General features: G+C 66.5%; 23 protein-coding genes. 9 read left to right on the plus strand and 14 right to left on the minus strand.

Annotation, left to right across the window (positions count from 1 at the left end; all coding sequences use genetic code 11):
- Nucleotides 1-4 precede the first annotated feature (4 nt).
- Together ON43_RS40745 and ON43_RS40750 are read right to left on the minus strand one after the other, a co-directional pair.
- Nucleotides 5-979 carry an ABC transporter permease gene (locus ON43_RS40745; protein WP_040816316.1) on the minus strand — a complete coding sequence of 325 codons (975 nt, stop codon included), beginning with the start codon at nt 977-979 and terminating at the stop codon, nt 5-7.
- On the minus strand, nt 976-1998 hold the full coding sequence (locus tag ON43_RS40750; protein WP_040816318.1) for a sugar ABC transporter substrate-binding protein: 1023 nt from the start codon (nt 1996-1998) through the stop codon (nt 976-978). The genes ON43_RS40745 and ON43_RS40750 overlap by 4 nt, the downstream gene beginning before the upstream one ends.
- A gap of 151 nt (nt 1999-2149) precedes the next feature.
- Here ON43_RS40750 and ON43_RS40755 point away from each other — a divergent pair, with 151 nt between their 5' ends.
- Together ON43_RS40755 and ON43_RS40760 are read left to right on the plus strand one after the other, a co-directional pair.
- Nucleotides 2150-3154, plus strand: coding sequence for a LacI family DNA-binding transcriptional regulator (locus ON43_RS40755; protein WP_040816320.1), 1005 nt, complete (start codon nt 2150-2152; stop codon nt 3152-3154).
- A gap of 189 nt (nt 3155-3343) precedes the next feature.
- Nucleotides 3344-3625, plus strand: a complete 282-nt coding sequence (locus ON43_RS40760; protein WP_051180157.1) for an alpha/beta hydrolase — start codon at nt 3344-3346, stop codon at nt 3623-3625.
- 25 nt (nt 3626-3650) lie between these two features.
- On the opposite strand, the gene ON43_RS40765 is transcribed toward ON43_RS40760, so the two are convergent.
- The 5 genes from ON43_RS40765 to ON43_RS40785 form a co-directional block, all read right to left on the minus strand.
- Nucleotides 3651-4358 carry a DUF998 domain-containing protein gene (locus ON43_RS40765; protein WP_063712725.1) on the minus strand — a complete coding sequence of 236 codons (708 nt, stop codon included), beginning with the start codon at nt 4356-4358 and terminating at the stop codon, nt 3651-3653.
- 194 nt (nt 4359-4552) lie between these two features.
- On the minus strand, nt 4553-5647 hold the full coding sequence (locus ON43_RS40770) for a sensor histidine kinase (RefSeq protein ID WP_040816322.1): 1095 nt from the start codon (nt 5645-5647) through the stop codon (nt 4553-4555).
- Nucleotides 5647-6306 (minus strand): response regulator, encoded by a 660-nt coding sequence (locus ON43_RS40775; protein WP_245569066.1) that lies wholly within the window; start codon nt 6304-6306, stop codon nt 5647-5649. Before ON43_RS40775 ends, ON43_RS40770 begins: the two co-directional genes overlap by 1 nt.
- Nucleotides 6307-6394: 88 nt before the next feature.
- On the minus strand, nt 6395-7024 hold the full coding sequence (locus tag ON43_RS40780; protein WP_040816326.1) for an MspA family porin: 630 nt from the start codon (nt 7022-7024) through the stop codon (nt 6395-6397).
- A 150-nt stretch (nt 7025-7174) separates the two neighbouring features.
- Nucleotides 7175-8527, minus strand: coding sequence for a sensor histidine kinase (locus ON43_RS40785; RefSeq protein WP_245569068.1), 1353 nt, complete (start codon nt 8525-8527; stop codon nt 7175-7177).
- A gap of 128 nt (nt 8528-8655) precedes the next feature.
- On the opposite strand from ON43_RS40785, the gene ON43_RS40790 reads away from it, so the two are divergent.
- The gene (locus ON43_RS40790) at nt 8656-9888 is read left to right on the plus strand and encodes a DUF418 domain-containing protein (RefSeq protein ID WP_051180159.1); all 1233 of its coding nucleotides are present in this window, start codon (nt 8656-8658) and stop codon (nt 9886-9888) included.
- A 10-nt stretch (nt 9889-9898) separates the two neighbouring features.
- Nucleotides 9899-11140 carry a DUF418 domain-containing protein gene (locus ON43_RS40795; protein ID WP_083914344.1) on the plus strand — a complete coding sequence of 414 codons (1242 nt, stop codon included), beginning with the start codon at nt 9899-9901 and terminating at the stop codon, nt 11138-11140.
- Between the two features lie 38 nt (nt 11141-11178).
- Here the strand turns inward: ON43_RS40795 and ON43_RS40800 are convergent, their stop codons facing one another.
- From ON43_RS40800 to ON43_RS40805, 3 genes are all read right to left on the minus strand, one after another.
- A complete protein-coding gene (locus tag ON43_RS40800) occupies nt 11179-12147 on the minus strand; it encodes a cation:proton antiporter domain-containing protein (RefSeq protein WP_245569077.1) in 969 nt (322 codons plus the stop codon).
- On the minus strand, nt 12148-12372 hold the full coding sequence (locus ON43_RS47105) for a hypothetical protein (protein ID WP_245569078.1): 225 nt from the start codon (nt 12370-12372) through the stop codon (nt 12148-12150).
- 370 nt (nt 12373-12742) lie between these two features.
- Nucleotides 12743-14500, minus strand: coding sequence for an ABC transporter ATP-binding protein (locus ON43_RS40805; protein WP_040816328.1), 1758 nt, complete (start codon nt 14498-14500; stop codon nt 12743-12745).
- A 633-nt stretch (nt 14501-15133) separates the two neighbouring features.
- On the opposite strand from ON43_RS40805, the gene ON43_RS40810 reads away from it, so the two are divergent.
- Nucleotides 15134-15487: a hypothetical protein gene (locus tag ON43_RS40810; RefSeq protein ID WP_157514438.1), complete on the plus strand. Its 354-nt coding sequence runs from the start codon at nt 15134-15136 to the stop codon at nt 15485-15487.
- A gap of 55 nt (nt 15488-15542) precedes the next feature.
- Here the strand turns inward: ON43_RS40810 and ON43_RS40815 are convergent, their stop codons facing one another.
- On the minus strand, nt 15543-15722 hold the full coding sequence (locus ON43_RS40815; protein WP_040816330.1) for a hypothetical protein: 180 nt from the start codon (nt 15720-15722) through the stop codon (nt 15543-15545).
- Between the two features lie 22 nt (nt 15723-15744).
- Here ON43_RS40815 and ON43_RS40820 point away from each other — a divergent pair, with 22 nt between their 5' ends.
- Both ON43_RS40820 and ON43_RS40825 read left to right on the plus strand, forming a co-directional pair.
- On the plus strand, nt 15745-16299 hold the full coding sequence (locus tag ON43_RS40820) for a hypothetical protein (RefSeq protein ID WP_040816331.1): 555 nt from the start codon (nt 15745-15747) through the stop codon (nt 16297-16299).
- Between the two features lie 203 nt (nt 16300-16502).
- Nucleotides 16503-16844 (plus strand): histone-like nucleoid-structuring protein Lsr2, encoded by a 342-nt coding sequence (locus ON43_RS40825; protein ID WP_040816333.1) that lies wholly within the window; start codon nt 16503-16505, stop codon nt 16842-16844.
- A 260-nt stretch (nt 16845-17104) separates the two neighbouring features.
- On the opposite strand, the gene ON43_RS40830 is transcribed toward ON43_RS40825, so the two are convergent.
- Both ON43_RS40830 and ON43_RS40835 read right to left on the minus strand, forming a co-directional pair.
- Nucleotides 17105-17680 (minus strand): GNAT family N-acetyltransferase, encoded by a 576-nt coding sequence (locus ON43_RS40830; protein ID WP_218003530.1) that lies wholly within the window; start codon nt 17678-17680, stop codon nt 17105-17107.
- A 228-nt stretch (nt 17681-17908) separates the two neighbouring features.
- Nucleotides 17909-18445 (minus strand): CBS domain-containing protein, encoded by a 537-nt coding sequence (locus tag ON43_RS40835; protein WP_157514439.1) that lies wholly within the window; start codon nt 18443-18445, stop codon nt 17909-17911.
- Nucleotides 18446-19313: 868 nt separating this feature from the next.
- Here ON43_RS40835 and ON43_RS45390 point away from each other — a divergent pair.
- The gene (locus ON43_RS45390; protein ID WP_157514440.1) at nt 19314-19544 is read left to right on the plus strand and encodes a hypothetical protein; all 231 of its coding nucleotides are present in this window, start codon (nt 19314-19316) and stop codon (nt 19542-19544) included.
- Nucleotides 19545-19563: 19 nt separating this feature from the next.
- On the opposite strand, the gene ON43_RS40840 is transcribed toward ON43_RS45390, so the two are convergent.
- Complete coding sequence (locus ON43_RS40840; protein WP_040816385.1) at nt 19564-20049, minus strand: MarR family winged helix-turn-helix transcriptional regulator; 486 nt, start codon at nt 20047-20049, stop codon at nt 19564-19566.
- A 186-nt stretch (nt 20050-20235) separates the two neighbouring features.
- Here ON43_RS40840 and ON43_RS40845 point away from each other — a divergent pair, with 186 nt between their 5' ends.
- Entirely contained in the window at nt 20236-22473 is a 2238-nt protein-coding gene (locus tag ON43_RS40845; RefSeq protein WP_051180161.1) for a hypothetical protein, read from the plus strand.
- Nucleotides 22474-22491 lie beyond the last annotated feature (18 nt).

Below are 22491 nucleotides of genomic sequence, written 5' to 3' on the forward strand. Positions count from 1 at the left end.
TGCCCTACTTTCGGAAGCGGGAGATGCCCGCGGCGAGCAGCAGCACCGCGCCGACCGCGACCGGCTGGAAGTACTGCGAGATACCGAGAATGGTGAACCCGTTGATCAGCGAGGTGAAAAGCACTGCACCGCAGACCGTTCCGAGCACCGACGCCTTGCCGCCGGACAGCGAGGAACCGCCGAGCACCACGGCGGCGATCGAGCTCAGCAGATAGGTGGTCTGCAGCGAGGGATCCGCGCCGCCATTGCGCGCGACCAGCATGACACCGGCTATGCCGCAGAGCAATCCGGACATGGCGTAGGCGAACAGCCGAATCCGGTTCACCGCGATACCGGTATCGCGGGCGGCCTCCAGGCGGCCGCCGGTCGCCAGCAGGTGGGTGCCGATCCGGGTGCGGAAGATGATCCCCGCCACGACCAGCGCCGCCAGCAGTGCCAGCAGCCAGAACCAGCGCACGGGACCGACACCGTCGAGCGCGAGTGTCTGCAGGAACCGCGAACTCACCGCTTCGGTATTGCCGTGGGTCAACAACAGCGTGATGCCGTTGAGCACACTCAACATGCCGAGGGTGACCACGAAGTCGGTCATCCCCAATCGCCCCACCAGCAGACCGTTGATCACGCCGACCGCCAGCCCGCCGAGAACCGCGGCGGCGACACCGACCGGCAGCGCATAGCCGTGGGCGGTGAGATACCCGAGAATCGCTGCGGCCCAAGGTAGATTGGCCCCGACCGACAGATCGATTCCACCGGCGGTGATGGCGAACTGCTGACCCAGCGCCAGCACGGTCAGAATGGTCGAGGCGACCAGCAGATCGCCGATATTGTCCAGAGTCAGGAAGTACGGGGTGGCGATGAAGAACGCCACCCACAGCACCACCAGCGCCAGCGGAGCCGCGAATTCCGCTATCCGGGAGAGGATCTCCGCACGCCCGGCCCGCTCACGGGGGCCGGACGGCGCGACTGCGGTTGCCGTCACTTGCTCAGTAGCCCTTCGATCGGGTTGTCGAAGGCGACGATCGGGCGCGGGAACGCCGAGATCTGCTGTTCGACATTGTCTTTGCCGATGAACGCGATGGGGGCTACCACCCGCTCGGGTACCTTCTTGCCCTGGTGCTGCGCCAGGCAGCCCTGCACCGCGAGTTGGCCCTCGGCGTAGGGGTACTGGGTCACCGTGCCGAACAGCGCGCCGGTTTTGACCGCCTCGAGCGCGGCCTGAATGCCATCGACGGAGATCACCTTGATCTGCCCCGACTTACCGGCGTTCTTGATCGCCTGTGCCGCACCGAGTCCCATGGTGTCATTGGCGGAGAAGATGCCGGTGATATCGGGATGCGCGCGCAGGATCGCCTCGGTGACCTGAAGGCCCTTGTCCTGCTCGTAGTCGGCGGGGGCCTTCTGTACGATCTCGAGCTTGCCCGCCACGGCCTCGCTGAAACCCTTGTCGCGGTTGATACCGTTCTGTTCGCCCGCGATACCTTGCAGGATGACGACTTTCCCGCTGCCGCCCAGGGCCTCGAGCATCTTCTGCCCAGCGGTCCGACCGGCATCGAGATTGTCGGAGCCGATGAAGCTGGCGTAGGAGACGCCCGCAGCCTCGGAGGCCTTCGCATCGATCTGGGTGTCGAGGTTGAGAATCGGAATCTTCTTACGCGCCACCGCCGTCAGCGGTGTGATGACGTTCGTGCCGTTGACCGGGACCACGCCGAAGCAGTCGTAACCCTGTGCGGCCATGGTGGAGATCTGAGCGTTCTCGCCGTCGGCGTCGGTTTCGGACTGCCCCGCCTGCACGGTGACCTTCACCCCGAGCTTCGCTCCCTCGGCCATCGCACCGTCGCGCAGGGCCGCCCAGTACGGGTTGGTGAAATTCCTGGTGACTATTGCGATCTTGAACTCCTGGGGGCCGGAATCCCCGCCTCGGCCGCAGCCGGTCACCAGTGTGGCGACCGTGCCGATCAGGGCGAAAGGTATCAGCGCTCGGCGAAATCGTGCGTGCATCGTTGAACGACCTCATGTGGTTCGTAGTATCAACTCGTGTTGATCAACACGAGTTGATGAGTAGTGTGTGACGTGGGTCATGTGCTGTCAAGCCCAGTTCGGTGGATGACCGGTTCGATGCTTAGATGTTGCGCGACAAGGAGATAACTCGATGGCAGTCACCCGGGCCGATGTGGCTCGACTGGCGGGTACATCGCCCGCGCTGGTCAGCTACGTGCTCAACGGCGGGCCACGTCAGGTCGCCCCCGCGACCCGGGCGCGCATCGAAGCCGCCATCGCCGAACTGGGCTACCGGCCCAATATGTCCGCGCGGAGCCTGCGCACCAACCGTGGTCACGCGCTCGGCATGGTGATACCCGACGGCGCCAACCCGTTCTTCGCCGAACTCGCCGCCATCATCGAGGCAGCCGCCTTCGCGCGCGGCTATCCCTTGTTCGTCGGCAACGCCGCCGGAGATCCGGCCCGTGAGCAAGCCTATGTCCGCTCGTTCATCGACCGGCGCGTCGAAGGGCTGCTGGCGATCTCCTCGGCATGGGAGACCGGGATCGCCGATGCCTGCGATCAAGCGGGGATGGCTCTGGTCGCCCTGGACCGCATTATCGACCCGAACCGTTGCACCCACGTGCTCTGCGATTCGGTCGTGGGGGCGGAGCAAGCCGTGGCACACCTCATCGGCCACGGCCACCGCCACATCGCGTGTCTGAGCGGACCGCATGTCTCCACCGCCGAGGAACGAGTGCAGGGGTATCGAAATGCCTTGGCGGCAGCCGGATTACCCGAGGGCGCGATCGTGCGCACCGATTTCGGCGGCGCTGCCGGCTATCGGTCTCTCGCCGAATTGACCGGCGGCCCGCTAGCGCCGACGGCCATCTTCGTCACCAGCGATCTACAAGCCATGGGTTTGCAGCGCGCCGCCTACGATGCGGGGCTACGGGTCCCCGACGATCTCGCGGTGGTCGCCTTCGACGGCATCGAATACTCCCGATACACCCGCCCCGGTTTGACCACCATGGTCCAACCCACCCGCCAGATGGGCGAACTGGCGGTGGATCTGCTGCTCGAGCAGATCGAAGGCCGCGCGCCCGAACCGGGGGTCATCCGGCTGCCCGCCGTACTGCGCACCGGCGGTTCCTGCGGCTGCGCCGACGATTTCTGACACTCCGATACCGAAAACTCATCGGCAGCACGGAGATCGACGAGTTTCCAGCCACCGGGCAGTCGATGGTGCAGCTCGTTGTCGGCTTGGGCGATGGCGAGGTCGAGAATATGTGGGGTCCGCTCGGCGGCACCGGATGGCGCGAACATGACCCCTACCCCGAATGCGGCTCGCCTACCAGATCTCCCCATGTATATCTCCAGCGGAACCGGTCTGCCGGGCATTCACGACGCCTTGGCCGACCCGAGCGTCGATAACAACGACAAGCTTCTCGAAGATCAGCTGGTGCTCGGTGGCGGTATCGAAGCGGCCGCGAACTATTGCACGAGAAAGCTCTCCGAACGCACCACGCAACTCGGCCGCACGAACATCACCTACAACTTCCGCCCGACGGGCACGCATTCGTGGGGCTACTGGGAAGACGATCTCCATCAATCCTGGCCCATGCTGGCCGAGACGATGGGGCTTTGAAGCTCCGAGTCGGCGGTCGACACTCTCAGTCGGCAGCGCCGCCACGCGTGTTCTCCGAGGACAGCGCGACAGCGAAGGCCATCATCCACAGCGAGATCGAGCCAACCTGCACGCGCTGGGCAATACCGAGCGCGAAATGCCCGGACAGATTGTCGCCCACCAGCATCCACAGCGTCGCCAGTATGCCGACCACCAGGGCGGCGAGCCCTGCCGTCCGGACCACGGGCCAGCATCCGGATCGACGAGCGAAGCCGGTGAGGACGAAAGCGGCGACCGCGATCGAGGTGACGGCGAGGGTGCTGGTGAACGCGTGCGGCTGATGCAGCTGCGGAAACAACTCGCGACCCGCGCCGCAGATCCGTCCCGGCGGGCAGGCGCGCAGCGGCAACAGCGTATCGGCGATCGTGGCGGCGCCGAAGCACAGCAGCGCCAGCCAGCCGATCGTGGTCCACGACCGCCACGGCCCGCGCACCAGCCCGCACACCGCGGCGAACGCGGCCATCGCCCCGGCGATCTGTTCTGCCGTCGCGAAGGCGCGGCGGTGCGGCTTGCCCTCGGCGTAGAGCTCGCTCAGGAACGAATTCGCCGGATCCACACCGGTATTTAGGACGCTCTCGAGTACCCAGGAGCTGTAGCAGGTTCCGGCGACGAGCAATGCCACGGCCGCCAGCCGCATGGCGATCGAGGAGTGGCGGCCGGTCTCGACACCGGTGGCGTCCTGGTCAGCGGACATACCGCACGAGTCCGATCACCTTGCGCATCAACCACTCCCGTAGCTCAAGGCCATCCGCCGAGTCGGCGGTCTTCGCCCCAGCGTGGACCGAGATCTGTCGCCTCCGGTATCCGCCACGCGGCTGGCCCTGGCCCGTCACCCGGCGGGAATTTCAGTTCCGCGAAGGACTCGGGCATCACCGGTGGCCGAGCCGGTCAAGAGCGCGGCAACCGCAATTCGACACGGAATCCGCCGTCGGCGGTTGGGCCGCTGAGGAATTGGCCGTTCAGCAGTTCCGCTCGTTCGGCCAATCCGACCAGACCGTGGCCCGAGCCGGGCAGCGGCAGCGCGCTGTGCGTGGGCGGCGTATTGGTGATGACCACACCCAGCATGTCCGCGTCCGACCACAAGCTGACCTCGGCGGTGGCGCCCGGGGCGTGCTTGCGGACGTTGGTCAGGGCTTCCTGGACGGTGCGGTAGAGGGCACGTTGGGCCGCGCCGGTGACGTCGGTGGGCAGAGTACCGTCGAATTCGACTGCGATGCCACTGGATTCGACCAACTTCCGCAGATCCGCCAGCGTCGGTTGGGGTGTCAGTTCGGTGGTGCGGCCGCCGGAGGCGCGCAGCAGAGTCACCAGATGCCGCAGCTCCTCGAGGGTGGTCACACTCAGGCCGCGGATGGTGCGGGCCGCCTCCCGGGTGTCGGTGTCGGGGGCCGAGACCATCAGGGCCCCGGCGCGCACCGCGATCAGGCTGACCTGATGGGACACGACGTCGTGCATCTCGCGCCCGATCTGGGCGCGTTCGCGGGCCAGCACCGCTTGGGCGTGCAACCGGCGTTCGTGGTCACGCGCCTCCTCGATCTCGACCAGCCGCCGCGCGAGTTCGTCACGGGTGCGGACCAATTGGCCGAACAGCACCGGCGCGGCCGCCCACGCGATCAGGTAGGCCGCGGATACCACGGTGTCGGTGCTGGATACGTACTCCATGAACGGAAACGCGAACGCGGCGGCAGTTGCGGTCACTCCCGCGCACACGATGGGCACCAGGCGATTGCCGGACTGCTTCGCCACCGTGTACAGCGCGACGGCCGGGGCCACGACCAGGTCGGTCAGCGCCGCCGCAGGCAGCGTCAGCACGAACACCGCCAGCGGCCAGCGCCGCCGGAACAGCAGTGCGGCACAGGCGATCACCGCCATAACCAGGTCCTCGGGCTCGAGGTGCCCGCTGCCCAGCCAGGCGTCCAACGCCGCGAGCACGACCAGTGCGATATCGATCGCCCGCTGCGGCGGCCGCCACGTGCGCGGCATTACCGCTCCGGTTCGCGTTCGGTGAGCAGGCCGGCGCGCTGCGCCACGAGCGCCGCCTGCACCCGGCTGCCGACGCGCAGCTTAGTCAGGATGGCGCTGACATGGTCCTTGATCGTGCCCACGCTGAGGAAGATGCGCTGCCCGATCTCCGCGTTGGACAGCCCCTCGGCCAGCAGCACGAGCACGTCGCGTTCCCGCTCGGTGAGCGCGTCGACGCGCGCGACCTCGGCGTCGGTGGCGGCCATCGCCCCCAGCGCGTTGTCCGCGTGCAGCAGCGTCGCGGCCGCTTTCGGCGACATGACCACTCCCCCGGCGGCCAGCGTGCGCACCAGTTGTGGCAACTGTTCGGGTTCGGTGTCCTTGAGCAGGAATCCCGCTGCGCCGGAGCGCAATGCGGTGACGATGTACTCGTCGGTGTCGAAGGTGGTGAGCATGGCCACCACCGGCGGCTCGGGCATGGCCCGCACCTGACCCAGTACCGTCAGCCCGTCCACCTCGGGCATGCGGATGTCCAGCAGCACCACATCCGGGCGCTGCTCGGCGATCAGCTCGACAGCCCCGCCACCGGAGCTCGTCCCGACCACCTCGACATCGGGGGACGCACCCAGGATGAGCTCGAACCCCGAGCGCACCAACGCCTCGTCATCGACGATCACCACTCGAATCACAGAAGACCCGCTTCACTGTCTCGGTCGGAATTGCTCACCACGTGCCGGAACAGGCATGACGGTACCGGGATCGGGATCATCACAGCTGCAGGGCGTCACCGTAAACGGTGATGTTGTTGTCGGCGGTCGGCGTGGAGATCGCCGCGGTGGCGAACGAGCGCAGGCTGACCGGGCCCGCGCAGGCGTCGACCTTGACCTGGACCTGCTCGGCGGTGATCGATGCCCGTGCCTCGGTCAGGGGTTTGGTGCCGAGTGTGACGGTTTCGATGGTTCCGGGCTTGATCGTGGTCGAGACATTCGGTGTCACCGAGGCCGAGACGCCGGGCGGCTTGGTGAACGAGATGCCGACGCTCGCGCCGAGCGTGGCGCCGACACCAAGCACGACACCGCTGGAAACGTCCACCGCGCAGCCGATCTGGTAGCCCAGGGTGACGGTGCCGGAGGTGGGGCGCTGCGCGCCGTGGCCGGTGAGTTCCGCGGTGGCTTTCACCGAGACGAAACCCTCACGGCTGACCGGAGAATTGGCCAGGCTCGGCCAGCGATCGAGATTCTCACCGGATTTGGTGATCGTCAGGGTCCAGCCGTCGTCGGTCACCGTCTGACGGGACTTGTCGGTCACCGCCTGGGCACCGGCGGCGCCGGCGCCCATCACCAGTGCGACCAGCAGGGTGCCGGCACAGACGTGCGCTGTTCGTGCGATTGTCGCCACTTCGATCCATTCACTTTCACCAGGGTTCCGCCTCGGGGTATGCACCGGGCGTGGTCAATTCTGTTGTGCCCGGGCTCGTTCGGGAATCCATCGGCTGGCTGTTCACGGCCCGCCCGGTGGCGGGACGAAGACCCGCCGAACGACCGGCACTCAGGTGCGGGGCAGCCGCAGTTCGACACGGAAGCCGCCCGCTTCGGTGCTGCCGCTGCGCAACTGCCCCTTCAGCAGCTCGGCGCGCTCGGCCAATCCGAGCAGACCGTGCCCTGACCCCGGCAATGACAATGCGTCACGAGTCGGCGGCGCATTGCTGACGATCACACCGAACCACTCCGCGTCCGACCACAGCCGGACATCGGCGCTCGCGCCCGGGGCGTGCTTGCGGACATTGGTCAACGCTTCCTGCACCGTCCGATAGATCGCACGCTGCGCCGCGCCGGAAACGTCGTCGGGCAGCGTCCCCGCGAACACCACGGCAATACCGCTGGCGTCGATCAGCGCCCGCAGATCCGCCAGGGTCGGCTGGGGCGTCAGCTCCGTGGCCCGTCCACCCGAGGCGCGCAACAGCGTCACCAGATTTCGCAATTCGTCGAGCGTCGAGACACTCAATCCCCGAATCTGTCGCGCGGCCTCGCGGGTCTGCGCATCGGTCGTCGCGACGGCCAACGCCCCGGCACGCACCGCGATCAGGCTGACCTGATGCGACACCACATCGTGCATCTCCCGGCCGATCTGCGCCCGTTCCCGCGCCAGCACCGCCTGCGCATGCAGATCGCGCTCGTGATCGCGCGCCTCCTCGATTTCGACCAATCGCTGTGCGAGCTCGTCGCGGGTGCGCATCAGCAGGCCGAACAGGACCGGCGCGGCGGCCCACGCGGCGGTGAACGCGAGATACACCACGGCATCGGCGTGCGAACCGAACCCGTCGAGCGGCCACGATGACGCCACCGTCGACGCCAGTGCGACCGCGGCCGCGCACCCGAAGACCACTCGCCGATCGGGCGACTGCCTGCCGACGGTGTACAGGGCGATGGCGGGGGCCACGATGAGCCCGGTCAGCGCCGCCGGCAACGTGAACAGAAACACCGCCACCGGCCACTGTCGCCGCAATAGCAGTGCGGCACAGGCGATCACCGCGAACGCCAACACGCCACGGTCCAGATACGCCTTCCCGAACACCGCGTCCGCGACCGCGACCGCCACCGCGGCCAAATCGACAGCCCAGCGTCGCAGCTCCTCCCGCGACATCAGCCGCGTTCCGCCGCCATAGCTCGCCGCGGGGTTCACCGCGGCCGCCGTCGGGTGCCCGCGGGCACGGAATTCTTGTCGTCCACCTTGGCGACGGTAGGTGCCGGCCGTGGAGGCGACCATCCGCCGATCGGCGGAAACCAACCCGTCCAGGGGCTGGCAGTGCACCGTTTCGCCGCGAGCCAACGCATCCGCGCCAGCCACTCGGCGGGCCGGTTCCAGCCCCTCGGCGGGTGGTTGGGATGCCGGGCCGCCCATAGGTTGACTCGGAAGTTTGTCCATCCGGGACCCCGACCGATCACTGGACCATGTCGACCACCACCCGCCGCGGATCACGAATTCGATTCCGCGCGGCAGCGAATTCGATTCGAAGGAACGAGATCTCCATGCCGGACGAGGCGGATACGCCGATTTCCGCGCCCACCGCCGCCCGCCGCATCGGTGAGCTCGACATCCTGCGCGGGTTCGCGCTTTTTGGGATCGTTGTGGTCAATACGCTCGTCGTGTCGGCGATGTTCGCTCCCGGGGGCGGAATCGGCCAGCGGCCGACGGGGTCGGGTGACGTCGTGGACCGCATCTGCGGCGGCCTGGAACAGGCGCTGTTCGAGGGCAAGTTCTATCTGCTGTTCGCGTTCCTGTTCGGCTACTCGTTCACCCTGCAGATGGCCGCCGCCGATCGCGCCGGAGTGCGGCCGGTGCCTCGACTGCTGCGCCGCAGTGCCGCGCTGTTCCTGGTCGGCGCCGCGCACGTGACGCTGCTGTGGCTAGGCGACATCCTCACCCTGTACGCCGTGTTGTGCGTAATCCTGCTGGCAGTCAGCAATATTCGTGCCCGCACCGCGTTCCTCACCGGCCTGCTGCTGTATGCCGCGTTCGCTCTGCTGCCTCCCGAACTGGTCGTCAAGAGCGGCGCGGCGAACGCGCCTCGCACCGATGTCGGCTTCACCGGCGGTTTCGCCGAAACCCTCGTCTCGCAGGTGTCCGCGGCCCCGCACTTCATGCTGCAGATCTGGCAGTACCAGGGCGTGCCCGCGCTGGGCATGTTCCTCATCGGACTCGCGGCGGGCAAGCGGCGGGTCTTCGAGAATCCGGAATTGCTGCGCCACTGGACACCTCGCGCGCTGACGCTGGGATTCGGTGTGGGCGGATCGGTGTCGCTGGTGTCGTTCGTCTCCTCGCTGGCCGATGTCCGGCTGCCCGCGTTCTGGCCGACTCTGCAGTCGCTGTCCAGCCCCTTGCTGACCCTCGGTTATATCGGGGTCCTGGTGTGGCTGACCCGCTCCGCGTACGCCGACACGGTGGCCCGCTTGGCCCCGGCCGGCCGGATGGCGGCCTCCAACTACATCGGGCAGTCGGTGGTGTGCATGCTCATCTACTCCGGATACGGTCTGGCGCTGGCGGGCCAGGTGCCGACCGCGGGCATCATGGCGATCGCCACGGCGACCTTCGCCGCGCAGGTCTGGTTCAGCGCGTGGTGGTTGCGCCGCCACCCCTACGGCCCGGTCGAATGGCTCCTTCGCGCCGCGACCAATCTCGCGGTCCCGCCGTGGCGCACGCCCGCCGATCGGCGGGGCGGAAACCGAAACCTGCCGGATGGTCCTCGCCCGCCACGGCCGTGACGCTGGATCCATGACCTCGACACAGCCGCCACAGGAGACATCGCCTCCATCGACTCCGCCCGGACCCACCGAATCGGCTCCGCCCGGTCCCTCGACGGGGCGGCTGGTCGGTATCGATCTGGCTCGGGCGCTGGCCGTGTTCGGTATGTACACCGTGCACGTCGGCCCCGAATTGTCGGCCACCCACGGCGTCGGCAGCTGGATCCGCTACCTGGTCGACGGCCGCTCCTCGATCCTGTTCGCCACGCTGGCCGGGTTCTCGCTGGTGCTGATCGCCGGACGCCGACAGCCGAAGACCGGCCGGACGGGCCGACAAGCCAAGGCCCGCATCGCGATCCGCGCCCTGGTCCTCATCGCCCTGGGCACCGTGATGACGATGTTCTACGGCGACGTGGTGATCCTCGCCTTCTACGGCGTGTACTTCCTGGCGGCCCTGCCGCTGGCCAAGTACAGCGCCAAGACGCTCGCGATCATCGCGTCCGCGCTCGCGCTGATCACCCCGCAGCTGGCGTTCGTCCTGCGATCGCTGCTCAGCGAGCCGGTCCGGCACGCCATCGACGCCTACGATCCGCTCGAAAAGCTCAGCAGCGTAGGCGTTCTCGACCTGCTGCTCACCGGCATGTACCCGACGATCACCTGGCTGCCGTTCATCATCGCCGGCATGGCACTGGCCCGCCTCGACCTGTCCGTCCCCGCGGTGCAGGCGCGCGTCGCCGTACTCGGCGCCACCCTCACCCTGCTCGGATATGGCCTGTCCCGACTGTTCGGCGGCCCGGACGCGCTGGCCAGCACCGCCGAATCCGGACCACCGCCCGGGGCCGGCGGGAAGATGCCGCCCGGCGCGGGCAGCGAGGCGTTGTTCCCCCAGGGCTCGGCCTCGTCGCTGTTGCTGGCCGGACCGCACAGCGGCACCACCTTCGACATCGTCGGCAGCGGCGGCTTCGCGATCTTGGTGATCGTGGCCGCGACGGCCGCGATGGCCCGCCTCCCACGACTGCGCCGACTCGCCACACCGATCATCGCCGTGGGCACCATGTCCCTGACCGCCTACGTCGGCCACTTCGTCGCGATGTCCGTCTTCGCCCTGGCTCCCAACGGATCCGGCGGCCCGCCTCAACCTTCCTGGACGCCGCTGCTCCTGCTGATCCTCGGGGTCACGGTATTCGCCACGATCTGGTCCCGCTTCTTTCGTCGCGGACCACTCGAATACCTACTGAACGCCGCCACCAAGCCCGCCAAGTACATCCGCTGAGGTCCCCGGCCGGGCGAGACTCGTGTCTCGCCCGGCCGCTATCGCAGTCGCCGATACAGCCCCGCCGCTGCCAAGGATCCGACCCCATGGAATACCACACTGCCCAAAACCACGAGCACCATGACCGACAGCGTCGTGTAGGACGCTTCATCGTTCAACACGTTGAAGGCCAACAGCCCGAACACGATCGACGTGGTCCCCCGCGGACCCAGCCAACCGATCGTGAGCCGATCTCGCCAGGAGAAGTCGGAGCCGAGCATCGCCAGCAGCACGGGCCCGATCCGCACGACCGTCAACACTGCGATTCCGTACACGACCAGCTGCCAATTCAGATCGGTGGTGACCGCGAGGACGGCGGCGCTGCCGAACACGAACCACATGACCACGGTGAGCAAGAACCCCAGATCGTCCAGCAGCTCCACTTCCTTTCGCAGCGCAGCGGAATCACGCATCGACCGGTAGACGATGCCGCAGACGAACGCGGCGACGAAACCGTTCCCGTGCACGCCCACCGACACCGAGAAGGACAGGATCGGCGCGGCGACCACCGCGACCCGTTTCGACTGCTCGGTCATCAGGTTCCGCCGCTCACCGACATTGGTGAGCACGGCGAGCACCGCACCCACCAGCAGGCCGACGGCGATGGCCTTGGCCGCCGCCGGAAGCGCGGTCTGCAACGCCTCCACCACCGTATTCGCCTGCGACTTGACGCCCGCCAGCACAAGGGCGCTCAGGAAGATCGGCGAGACGATGCCGTCGTTGTAGCCGCTCTCCACGTTCAGCAGATTGCGGACCCGCTCCGGCAGCCGGCGGTCGCGCACGATCGAGGTCGCGGGCGCGAAATCCGACGGGACCACCGCACAAGCGATCACCAGCAGCACCGACCACGCCAGTCCCGGAAACAACCAGCTGCCGAGCAGAACGGCCAGTCCCAGGCTGAGCGGCAATGCGAGGAACAACAGCCGAAACGCCGACCACCGCTCCCGGCCCAGCAACCCACCCCGCACCTATGCCGCGTCCACGAAAAGCAGCACGGCCAGAATGAGTTCCGCCACCTTCAACGCGACCTCGGTGTTCAAGGTCTCGCCGAGCGTGCTCCGGGTCGTGATACCCACTGCCACACCGGCGAAGACCATGATGATCGGCGCGGTGATCCGCCAGCGCTCCAACCGCCCCGCCACCACCGCCCACAGCGCCACCACCGACGCCACCACGATCAACGACTGATTCACCCGCTACCTCTCCGTGCCCAGTGACTTCCAGCCACCATTCCCGGTCATCATCGAGGCCGTCTCGACCGGTTGGGGTGTGACACGCACACCACACCCCGGACATCCCGCTCCCGGCCCGAAGCCCAACTGCGAACACCCGCCGACAGGCCGGCCGCTCCAGTCACTCGGCGGGTGCCGAACCGAATGAATGACTGCCTACGATCGCAGTGATCGCGGCCGCGTCGTTCCTCCCCTGGCCGGCCCCGGTCCTGCCCCGTCCCACGGTGCTCCGCGCACATCGCGATTCGGACGGTGACAGACCGGTGACCTCGCCGCCGGATGTGGTGGGCACCCGTGCGATTTCAGTCCGGCACGGGTGCCCACCGCTATTTCACCGCGCTGCGGCCTGTTCCTCGATTCGGAGCGCGCTCACCAGTTCGCGGTACAGCTCATCGGTGTCCACCAGCTCGGAGTGCGAGCCCTGGGCGCGAATGCGGCCGTCTTGCAACACCACGATGTGGTCGGCGTCGACAACTGTCGAAAGCCGGTGCGCCACAGTGATAACCGTGCTCACACGTGCCCGTTCACGGATGCACTCGTGAATTGCGGCTTCGGTGAGACCGTCGGCATGGGCGGTCGCTTCGTCGAGCAGCAGCACATCGGGTGCGCCGAGCAGTGCCCGGGCGACGGCGATGCGCTGGCGTTGACCGCTCGAGACCGACGAGGAGCTCAGCGGCGTGTCCAGACCGTGTTCCTGCGCGGCGATCACGTCCTCCAACCGAGTGGCCCGAACGACCGCGAGGAGGTCCTGCTCGGAGGCTTCGGGGCACGAGTACAGCAGGTTCTCCCTGATGGTTCCGGGAACCACCGGTGTGTCCTGTTCCACGTAGGCCAGGCGCGCCCGCACTCCGGCATGCCCGTATTCGGAGTAGGGCCGACCGTGCAGCAACAGTTTCCCCTGTCGCGGTTCTACGAAACGCAGGATCAGCGACAGCAGCGTGGTCTTGCCCGAACCGGAGGGCCCCACGATCGCGATGTGCCCGCGACTCGGGACGACCAGATCGATATCACGCAGAGCGGGAGCATCCCGTCCCTCGTAACCTGCTGTGACACCGCGCAATTCGAGCGCCGCACCCGTACCGGAACCGGCCGACCGGGTGATTGCGGCTGCGGTGGAGTCGGTTTCGACCTTCAGCTGTTCCATCTCCCGGATCCGCCCGGCCGCCGCGATGCCGCTCTGCAACTCCATCACATGCTGTCCCAGCCCGGTCACCGGCTCGATCAGCGCGAACGCGTACAGCAGGAACGCGATCAGGCTCGACAACGCGAGCGCGCCGTGCCCGACCCGCCACGCGCCGAAGGCCAGGATCACGATGATCGCGACCTCCACACCCGTCCAGGTGAACCCCGAGGCGACCGCCTCGCGGCGCACCGCCCGCAGGGCGTGCCCGGTCGACGCCTCGGCATCGGCGATGATGCGCTCGGACTGGCGCTGCTCGGCACGGCTGGACTTCACCGTCCGAATCGCGTGCAACGCCCCCTCCAAGGCCCCGCCGACCAGGCCCAGGCGCTGCTGTGCCCGCTGGCGCTCGGCGGCCACACCCGGCATCAATTCCAGGAACAGCACGCCCACGACGGCCACCGCCGCGATCGTCGCGGCGAACAGCGCCAGATCCAGCACCGCCATCATCACCAGCGTGCCGACCAGCATCACGGTGCCGTTGACCAAACCGATCAGACTCGACGACGTCGCCTCGTGCAGCAGCACCGTGTCGGAGGTGACGCGGGTGACCAGCTCGCCCACCGGTCGTCGCTGCAGCGAGGGCACGGTTGCCCGGAAGTATCGGCGCACCAAGGACTTCCGGGCGTCGAGCACGACTCGTTCTCCGACCGTGCCCAGCAGAATCCATTCCAGGCACCGCACCAGTGCGGCGAACACCGACAGCGCCAGCAGCGTCGCCACGGGCGTCACCAACGAAGCGCGCGCCCCCACCGCGTCGAGCACCCACTTCGTGATCATGGGCGTCGCCAGGCCCGCGGCCGCACTCAGCACCGCGAGCACACACCCGATGACGAGCACGCCACGATGCGGGGCGATGAACGACCACAGCAGACGAAGCCGCGCGAAACGCGGCGGCGATTTCTCCATACTCTCGACCGTAGGTTTCCGCTGGCCGCACACCTATGCCGCCAGCGAATTCCCAGCCACTCGACCGGGGTGATCCGGCCACCCGGCGGTGCGGCCCCCGACCACCCGATCGCGTCTGTTCCGACCACCGCCGAGATCGCTTCCGGTGTCGACGGGCGTCCGCAGGGGGAGGATCCACGGACGCCCGTCTACTCCGGCGCTCTGCCGAGCGCGGCCGGGTCACCGCTGTCCGGATTGCGGCGCCCCACACTGTGCCTGACTCACAGCGCACTCCTGATACTGCCGACGTGGGGTTCCCGGAGGAACCCGCCGAGCGGCGGTTTCGTCCCCGCCCTCTGACGGGTATGACCGCGGCCCACGAAGGGCCGTTGCCCTCGAACGACCGGTCGCTACATGAGCATGTGCCAGCCGACGCGCCGAAATGATCCTCATGGCCCTCGGCACAAATGCTGGAGGTCGTGGTGTTTAGGACTGGTCCGGCCGGAAACCCTTCTGGGCGTAGATGCCATCGCGAGCCGATGCTTTCCCGCTGCCGGTCCCAATGTGACGTGACCCGGTTCTCTACTCGGGTGAACCCCGGTCATCTGCCGCACGCGCACTGCCCCGTCCTTGGGCAGCTGCACAGTGTGCGCCATGCCGAACGATCGCACCAAGGATAGATCGTTGATGACCGAGCAATCCCCCACGCCCAGAGCCGAACCCGTCGTTCGGGTTGACGCCGAGGCCTTCGTCGACCACCTCGACCAGTTGGTGCAACAAGTGTTTCAGCTGGGCCTGCATTTGTATCGCCTGCGCTACAACGACGGTGACAGCGAGGCGGTGAAATTGGCTGCCGTTGCCGTCGAGGTCACCGCTCTCGTGGACCGCCTCGAGCGCCTCAGTAACGAGATCGGGATGCCCCGACGCGGAGTCAGTCTTCACGACCTGCGTACCTGCGTCAGACATGAATGGACAGATCGGCCGCGGCCCTGGAACTACCCCGGCTGATGCGCTACATCATGGGGCTCGGGCGGGCACCCTCCTGCGGAATCCACTGGAACAGTCAGGATTTGGTGTACTCGATGTGCGGCTCGGACTCGACATACTGGGCCCAGGTCTGAACGCCGTCGCGGTGACTGGGGCAGGTGTTGTCGCCTGCTCGGAATCCGCGACCGATCTTTCCCGGAACTGGCAGCACCTGCCCGGCCGCGTTCGGCGCGGCGTTCTCGGTCGAACCCACCACGGGGCGCCCCTATGTCGATCTGATGAAGGTCGATCGCGTTGTGCTGCAACGCGCCCAATACCCGGAGGCGGGCAATCAGCCCGCACCGCATGGCTGGAGATGGGTGGAATACCCCGGCCACGAGCGATACATCTGGGTGCTCGAACGCGAGGGCGGGCCGATCTCGACCCACGACGGATTCATCGCGGACCCCCGGGGCGTCACCAGCAGTCCCATCGGCCACGACAGTGCGACAAGCCATCTTCGCGTCACTTCGGCCGGTGGCGGGCAGATCGTCTTCGCCCGCCTGGCCTGGCCCGGCTACCGCGTCACCCTCGACGGCCACGACCTCGGCTTCCACACCATTTCCGGAACCTTTCTCGCCGTGGACATTCCACCCGGCACCGAGAACGGTGAACTGATCGTGTCCTGGCGGCCACCGGGCTGGAAAATCGGAATCGCCACCGCTCTGCTCGGGCTGATCGGCCTCGGATGGCTGCAATGGACACACCGCCGCAGATCCGCCGACGAAGACGACGATTCGAGTTCGGATTCGTTGGATCCCATCGCCGAAGAGCCGGCACCGGTGCCCGTCTGACCGACCGACCCTGTGGTTCCTGCTGCTGGCACCGATTGTGGCCGGTGCGATCCACGGCCCGATCGTCCAGATCGGGTCGGCCACGGGATCGATGATCGCGCAACTGATCGGCTCGACAGCCCGCGGGCGCGGCTGCTGGTCGTCAGCGGCTCCGCTAGTGTCTTTCTTGCACAAGAACATCAGTTCCACGGGAGGCAGTTTTCATGGCACGCAAGGTCATCGTCGAGCTGGTGGACGACTACGACGGTGAATCCACCGCCGAGGAGACAGTGCTGTTCGCGATCGATGGCGTGAATTATGAGATCGATCTGTCCGGATTGAATGCGGCGGCATTGCGAGGGCTGTTCGAACAGTGGACTCCCCACGCTCGCAAGGTCGGTCGAGCCGCGAAAACCAAGGCCGCCCCAGGGAAGGCTCGCGCGGTCGACCGTGAGCAGAGTATGGCCATCCGGGAGTGGGCGCGAGCCAACGGATTCGACGTATCCACCCGGGGACGTGTACCAGTCGAGGTCATGGAGGCGTACGACAAGGCCAACGCCGCATAGGTGACCTGTGTCGTGAGTGCGATGGCCCAGCTCAGGTACCACGTGTTTCCGCGTCCGCTGACTGCTGATCCTCGATCACACACGGCTTGTGAGCTCGATCGTGGCCAGGTACATCAAGAATCTCAAAGGAGCGGTGCCCTCGCGCACGGACAACCACGATCCAAATATTCGAGAGTCATATCCTTGTAGAGTGCCCAGGCAGCCCGCCGCGCCTGGGCGACATTATCGAGAATTGCTACACCACATTAAATTACGCGAGGCTATTCGTTCGGAGCGTGGTTCAACTTCCGGATGCGCTGCTGCAATGACGCACGCAACTCCTGCCATTCGCTGCGCAGGATGGAGTAGGTGGCAGAGTCCCTGACCCCTCCATCGAAGGCGGGCATATGGCCACGCAGCACACCATCGAAGGTGGCCCCGATTCGCTCGATTGCCTTGCGGCTCCGATCATTTCGGGAATCGGTCATGAGCGAGACCCGAAACGCGTCCATCGGGCCGAAGGCGTAGTCGAGTAGCAGTAGCTTGGCTTCGGCGTTCACGCCGGTCCGCTGAGCCTCGACCGACAGCCAGGTACCTCCGATTTCAGCGACCGTGACCGGAGGTCGCACCGAAGTCGCGGGCCAGTGCTCGATATTCCGGAATCGGGTCGATCCCACGACCACGCCGGTGCGGTCCACCAGCACAAAGGGGATTCCCAATCCCGCGTCACGCTCTTGCAACGCATTATCGACGTACGCAGTCATTCCTTCCAGATCCGTAGGGACAAGCGTGAATCGATACGACTCTTCGCCGCCCTTGGCCGCGTCCACCAGGGCATGGATGTGTTCGGATTCCATCGGAACCAGGCTCACCAGATTGCCGTGTAAGGGAAATATTCCCCGCTCGCTGTACATCAACTGCCCTCCCCCCGCCCCTCCGAAGAGGGGTCGAGCACATCCCCGGGGCCACAAGTCCACCCGGCCGTCCAATAATCTACCCGTTTGCCAGGGCAACGACCAAAACGCTCACCGGGCGAAGCTATCCCACGAGATTGTCCCCGCCTTGGTTGATTCTTGATCTGATGTTCAAAGCCGAGGAGCCATCTCGACGATGAACTCCATCGTCTCCGCAGTGAACTCACATGCCCACACACGCATACCCAACTCCACCATGCCCGCCACCATGACGTGCAATAACAGCAGGCGATCGACTGTGGTCACGCAAGAAGGCCATCCGCCGTATTCGCCAGATGTGCTGTAGCGATCGACGGCGGCCACCGCAGCCAGCTCCCCGGCCCGCGGCAGTACTGCTGCCAAGCGCGCCCGAATTCCCGCCCCGATGAACTCCGGCGATACCGGGTCATCGGAAATATCCACAAAGCCGGACAGATACTCACCCCAGCGGTTGGCCTCCACGAGAATCGCTGCCACGCAACCAGTTCGATCAGCCTCATCCGAGACGACCTTCACCCAGTCAGCATCACCGAGCAGATAAGCGTCGACGAACTCGCACAGCACCTGGTGAATGGGCAAGGTTTCGGCATCGGGCACCGCCGCATTCCAGCACACGAACGCCCCATCACCTGCGACCCAACACGGAAGTCCCATCGGCGCGTCGCTCAACAGGCGGCGTCTCCTCCAAACACAGCGACATCATCGTCAGGGGTAGCCAAGCGCATGCGGTGTCCGCGATGTCGGCACCCGCTCGTCGCCACTTCCGCCCATCCGAGACCAGCTGCTGTCGACCGATACGCCTGCCGAGCGCACCCGAACAGCGAGAGATACACCGCCCCGCAACGCTTCAAATCCATAGCCTGTACGCCTCCCCAGCCGTGGACCAATCGTGGACCAAAAGGGCTGATCCCACCCGCGCTGTGGACCGGTTGTGGACTACCTGATCCGCCCGCAACGCCCTTGAACAGCAGGTATACTCGTTATGCGCGCAGACGCAACGCGCATAACGTGCGCAAAATGTCCGTATCGGGTACCTACTTATGACTGGGGGTCAGGTGGTCGCAGGTTCAAATCCTGTCAGCCCGACGTAGAAAAACCCTCTCCGACCTGGTCGGGGAGGGTTTTCTGCTATTCGACTACACAAAGTCTTGGGGCCGATTCGGGTCCATCCGGGCCGCAGCGATGCATGACGGAACGCGGCTGCCGACCACCGATCGGATGGGGCCGACGCGGATTCAAGACGAGGCCGGATTTCGGTCGGCTTCAGCCGGAAAGCGACGAGATCGACCGCGATTCAGTGGGATTGGCTCGCACGATCCGCGCCGAATCGGTCGCGAGCGCTGGCCCGTCGATCGAATCCGGCGCCGCGGAAACGGTTCAGTGGGCGGTCTCGATACCAAATTGCAGCAGATGGCAACTATTGCACAGTAGCTGTTTTTGCTAACTTGGAGATACGTCTCGAGGCGGGACGGACGGGCACGCCGACCACGCCAAGGGCTCGGGCGGATACGGAATCACGCTTCGAGGAGCAGAGCCCATGACATTCGACATCGTTGCCTTCACCTTGGCGGGGCTCTACCTGGCCGCCACCTTCGCCATGCTGACGATCGGGTTGATCGGCGTCCTCGGATCGCCGGTCTCCATCCGTTGCCGAGAGTGCTCGCGCTGGATCATCGATATCCGCGGCGAAGAAACTTCGACGTGCCGACGTTGCCGCCTGCACCCCACATCCCCCACGGTTCGACGTCGGGCACACGGGGCCGGATGAGATCTCACCCCGAAGGCCGTCAGAGTTGATAGCTGTCGACGTCCAGATCGCGGTGGGGTTCGCCGCCCGCGGCGGTGAACGCGGTCAGTGCTCGCACGAGACCGGAGCGATCCTTCTCGGGCATCTGCTCGACCACCGCGGCGATCTCGCGTCGACGGTGGGCGGTCACCTGGTCGACGACCCGATGCCCGAGGGTGGTCAGTTCGATGATCAGCTCGCGACGCGAGTCCGGGTTCGGCTTGCGGTTCACCAGACCGGCGGCGACGAGGCGGTCGACCATGCGTGCCGCCGTGGACGGTTGGACATTGAGCGCGTTCGAGAGCGTGACGACTTTCGAGGGTCCGCGCGTGGACAAGATCACCAGGGTGCGGAACTGCGGGATGGTGATGGAATCGTCGACGAGCGCGATCGATCGGGCAGAGAGGGCGACGAGCAGGCGGGAAGCGGCCAGCAGCGCGTCGGTGATCTCATCGGCCGACTCGCCGATCATTACGTCCTTCGCCATCGCGACCGCCTCCGCACACTCGGCATTCACCTATCCCCTCTATCCTGCCGTGTCCGTCCTGTTTACGTGTAACCGCATCGCGGATCGACCGCCGAATTCAATTCGGGCATAGCGAAACTGTTGCATAATGCTTACATCGGGTAGGGTCTCCGACTCGTGGGAGTGCGTGCAGCGTTCGAGGCTCGAATGGACGTGTGCCGGTGGGGATTTGCCACCGTCATGGGCGTGGTCGCGGGGTACGCGTCAGTGTTGTTGGCGAATCCGCGCCACTTCTATACCGATGACACCGAATCCCAGTACGGCCCGATGTGGGTCATGCTGGGGCGGCACCTGCACGAGGGTCGGTTTCCGGGGCTGGTGCCGTGGGAGTGGATGTCGGGCAACTACGCCTTGGAGGAGGCGGGGCTCTACAACCCGCCGCAGATGCTTGTCGACTGGTTCGCACCGGAATTCGACAACCTGGCACTGTACGCGACGATCGTCAAGCTGATCTTCTCGATCATCGCCGCGCTCGGCGTGTTCCGCGTCTGCCTCGCCTACGGGGCGCGCCCGCCGTGGGCGGCGGTGGCGGGCATCGCGTTCCCACTGTCGGGCTGGTTCCTGTTCTTCGACGAGGCGAGCTGGGCGACCTCGCTCACCGGCACCGCATGGATGCTGCACGCGTGGGCCTCGGCCATCCGTTACACCCGAACGCCACATGAGGGGCGGCGTTGGTACAACGGGCCGGTCCCGGTGTTCGTATTCCTGTATCTGGCGATTTCGGTCCAGTACGTCTTCCCCGCGGTCGAAGCAGCGCTGATGATCCTCGCAGTTGCCGTCGGCGAGGTGGTCTACCAGCGGGCTTGGCGACCGTCGCTGCGGCTGCTGGCCGTCGCCGCGTGCGCCGGGCTGGCCGGGCTGGAGACCTACCTACCCGGAATGTTGTCTTCACCGGTGACCTGGCGCGGCAACGAGCGAATCCTGAACGAGGACTTCCTCAATGTCGGCTGGTCGGAATCGCTGAATGCCAGTCTGCCCAGCACGGTTCCGGCCTTCACCGGCTGGTGGGGTTACGTGCAACCGCTGCCCATGGTCTACATCGCCTGGTTCCTGATTCCCCTGCTGGCCTTCATCGATTGGGACGCGGTCCGGCAAGCCTGGCGCGAGCACACCGGGATGGCACTGTTCGCGCTGGGGTTCCTGATGTGGACGGCCGGACCGGGCCGTATCGGGCCACTGCGCTGGCCCGCGCGCGTGCTGCCGATGCTGGCGGTGGGACTGCTGGTGCTGGTGTGCGTATGGCTTTCTCGCTACGGCAGTTTCGCGGACTGGCGGCGACGAGGTGTCGCCGCGGCGGTGCTGATCAGCCTGCTGTTCGTCCGGTCCTTCTGCGCCGCACCACATCTGGTGATCCGGCACCTGATTGCCGCCGTGGTCGTCGCGGCCTTGACCGCCGCACTGGTGTGGCTGGGCCGAACCCGCGGTGTCGCGGCGGCCTGCGCGGTGGCGATCGTGGCGATGTTCCCCATCGCCTACGACCAGGTTCGGGTTCAATCCCCCACACCGATGTCGTATCACTTCCCGGAGAGGCGTTCGGAGATGACCGCCGCCTTCCCGCATTTCGACGGCGTCACACTGCAACTGGCCGACCGCGCCCTGGTACCGCCCGCCGACCAGCGCCTCACCGGCGCGTGGGGTTCGCTGGCCTTCGGCAATTACGCCAAGAACATGCACCTCAACTACGTCAACGCCTACACCCCGATCGGGTACCGGAAATTCAGCAAACTGCTGTGCATGGGCTGGGACGGCAGCACCTGCCCGGCAGCGTTCGGCGCCGCCTTCTCGACCGAACCCACTACGGGCCGAACCTATGTCGACCTGATGAAGGTGGACCGCGTCGTGCTGCAACGCGCCCAATACCCCGACGCGGGCGATCACCTGGCCCCGCCGGGCTGGAAATGGGTCGACTATCCCGGCCACGAGCGCTACATCTGGGTTCTCGAGCGGGAGAACGGGCCGATCTCCACCCATGACGGGTACATTGCCGACGTCCGCGGCGTCACGATCAGCCCGATCGGCCGCGACAGCATGAACAGCCACCTGAGCGTCTCCTCGACACAGGGCGGGCAGATCGTGTTCGCCCGCCTGGCCTGGCCCGGCTATCGAGTGTCGCTCGGCGGCCGCGACATCGGCTTCCACACGATCGCCGGAACGTTCGTCGCCGTGGACATCCCGGCGGGAACCCACGACGGTGAACTCGTCGTGTCCTGGCGGCCGCCCGGGTGGAAGATCGGAATCGCGACCGCCATTCTAGGGCTGATCGGCCTGGGATGGCTGCAATGGGCGTACCGCCGCAGGCCCGGCGACACCAACCCGGATCCGGACCCGGACCGGTTCGAGCCGGTCACCGAGCCTTTGGCTCCGGCGCGCCTGTTCACCGGGTAGAACGACTACTCGGGGCTC

The sequence above is a fragment of the Nocardia concava NBRC 100430 genome (assembly GCF_000308815.1).
Classification (GTDB): domain Bacteria; phylum Actinomycetota; class Actinomycetes; order Mycobacteriales; family Mycobacteriaceae; genus Nocardia; species Nocardia concava.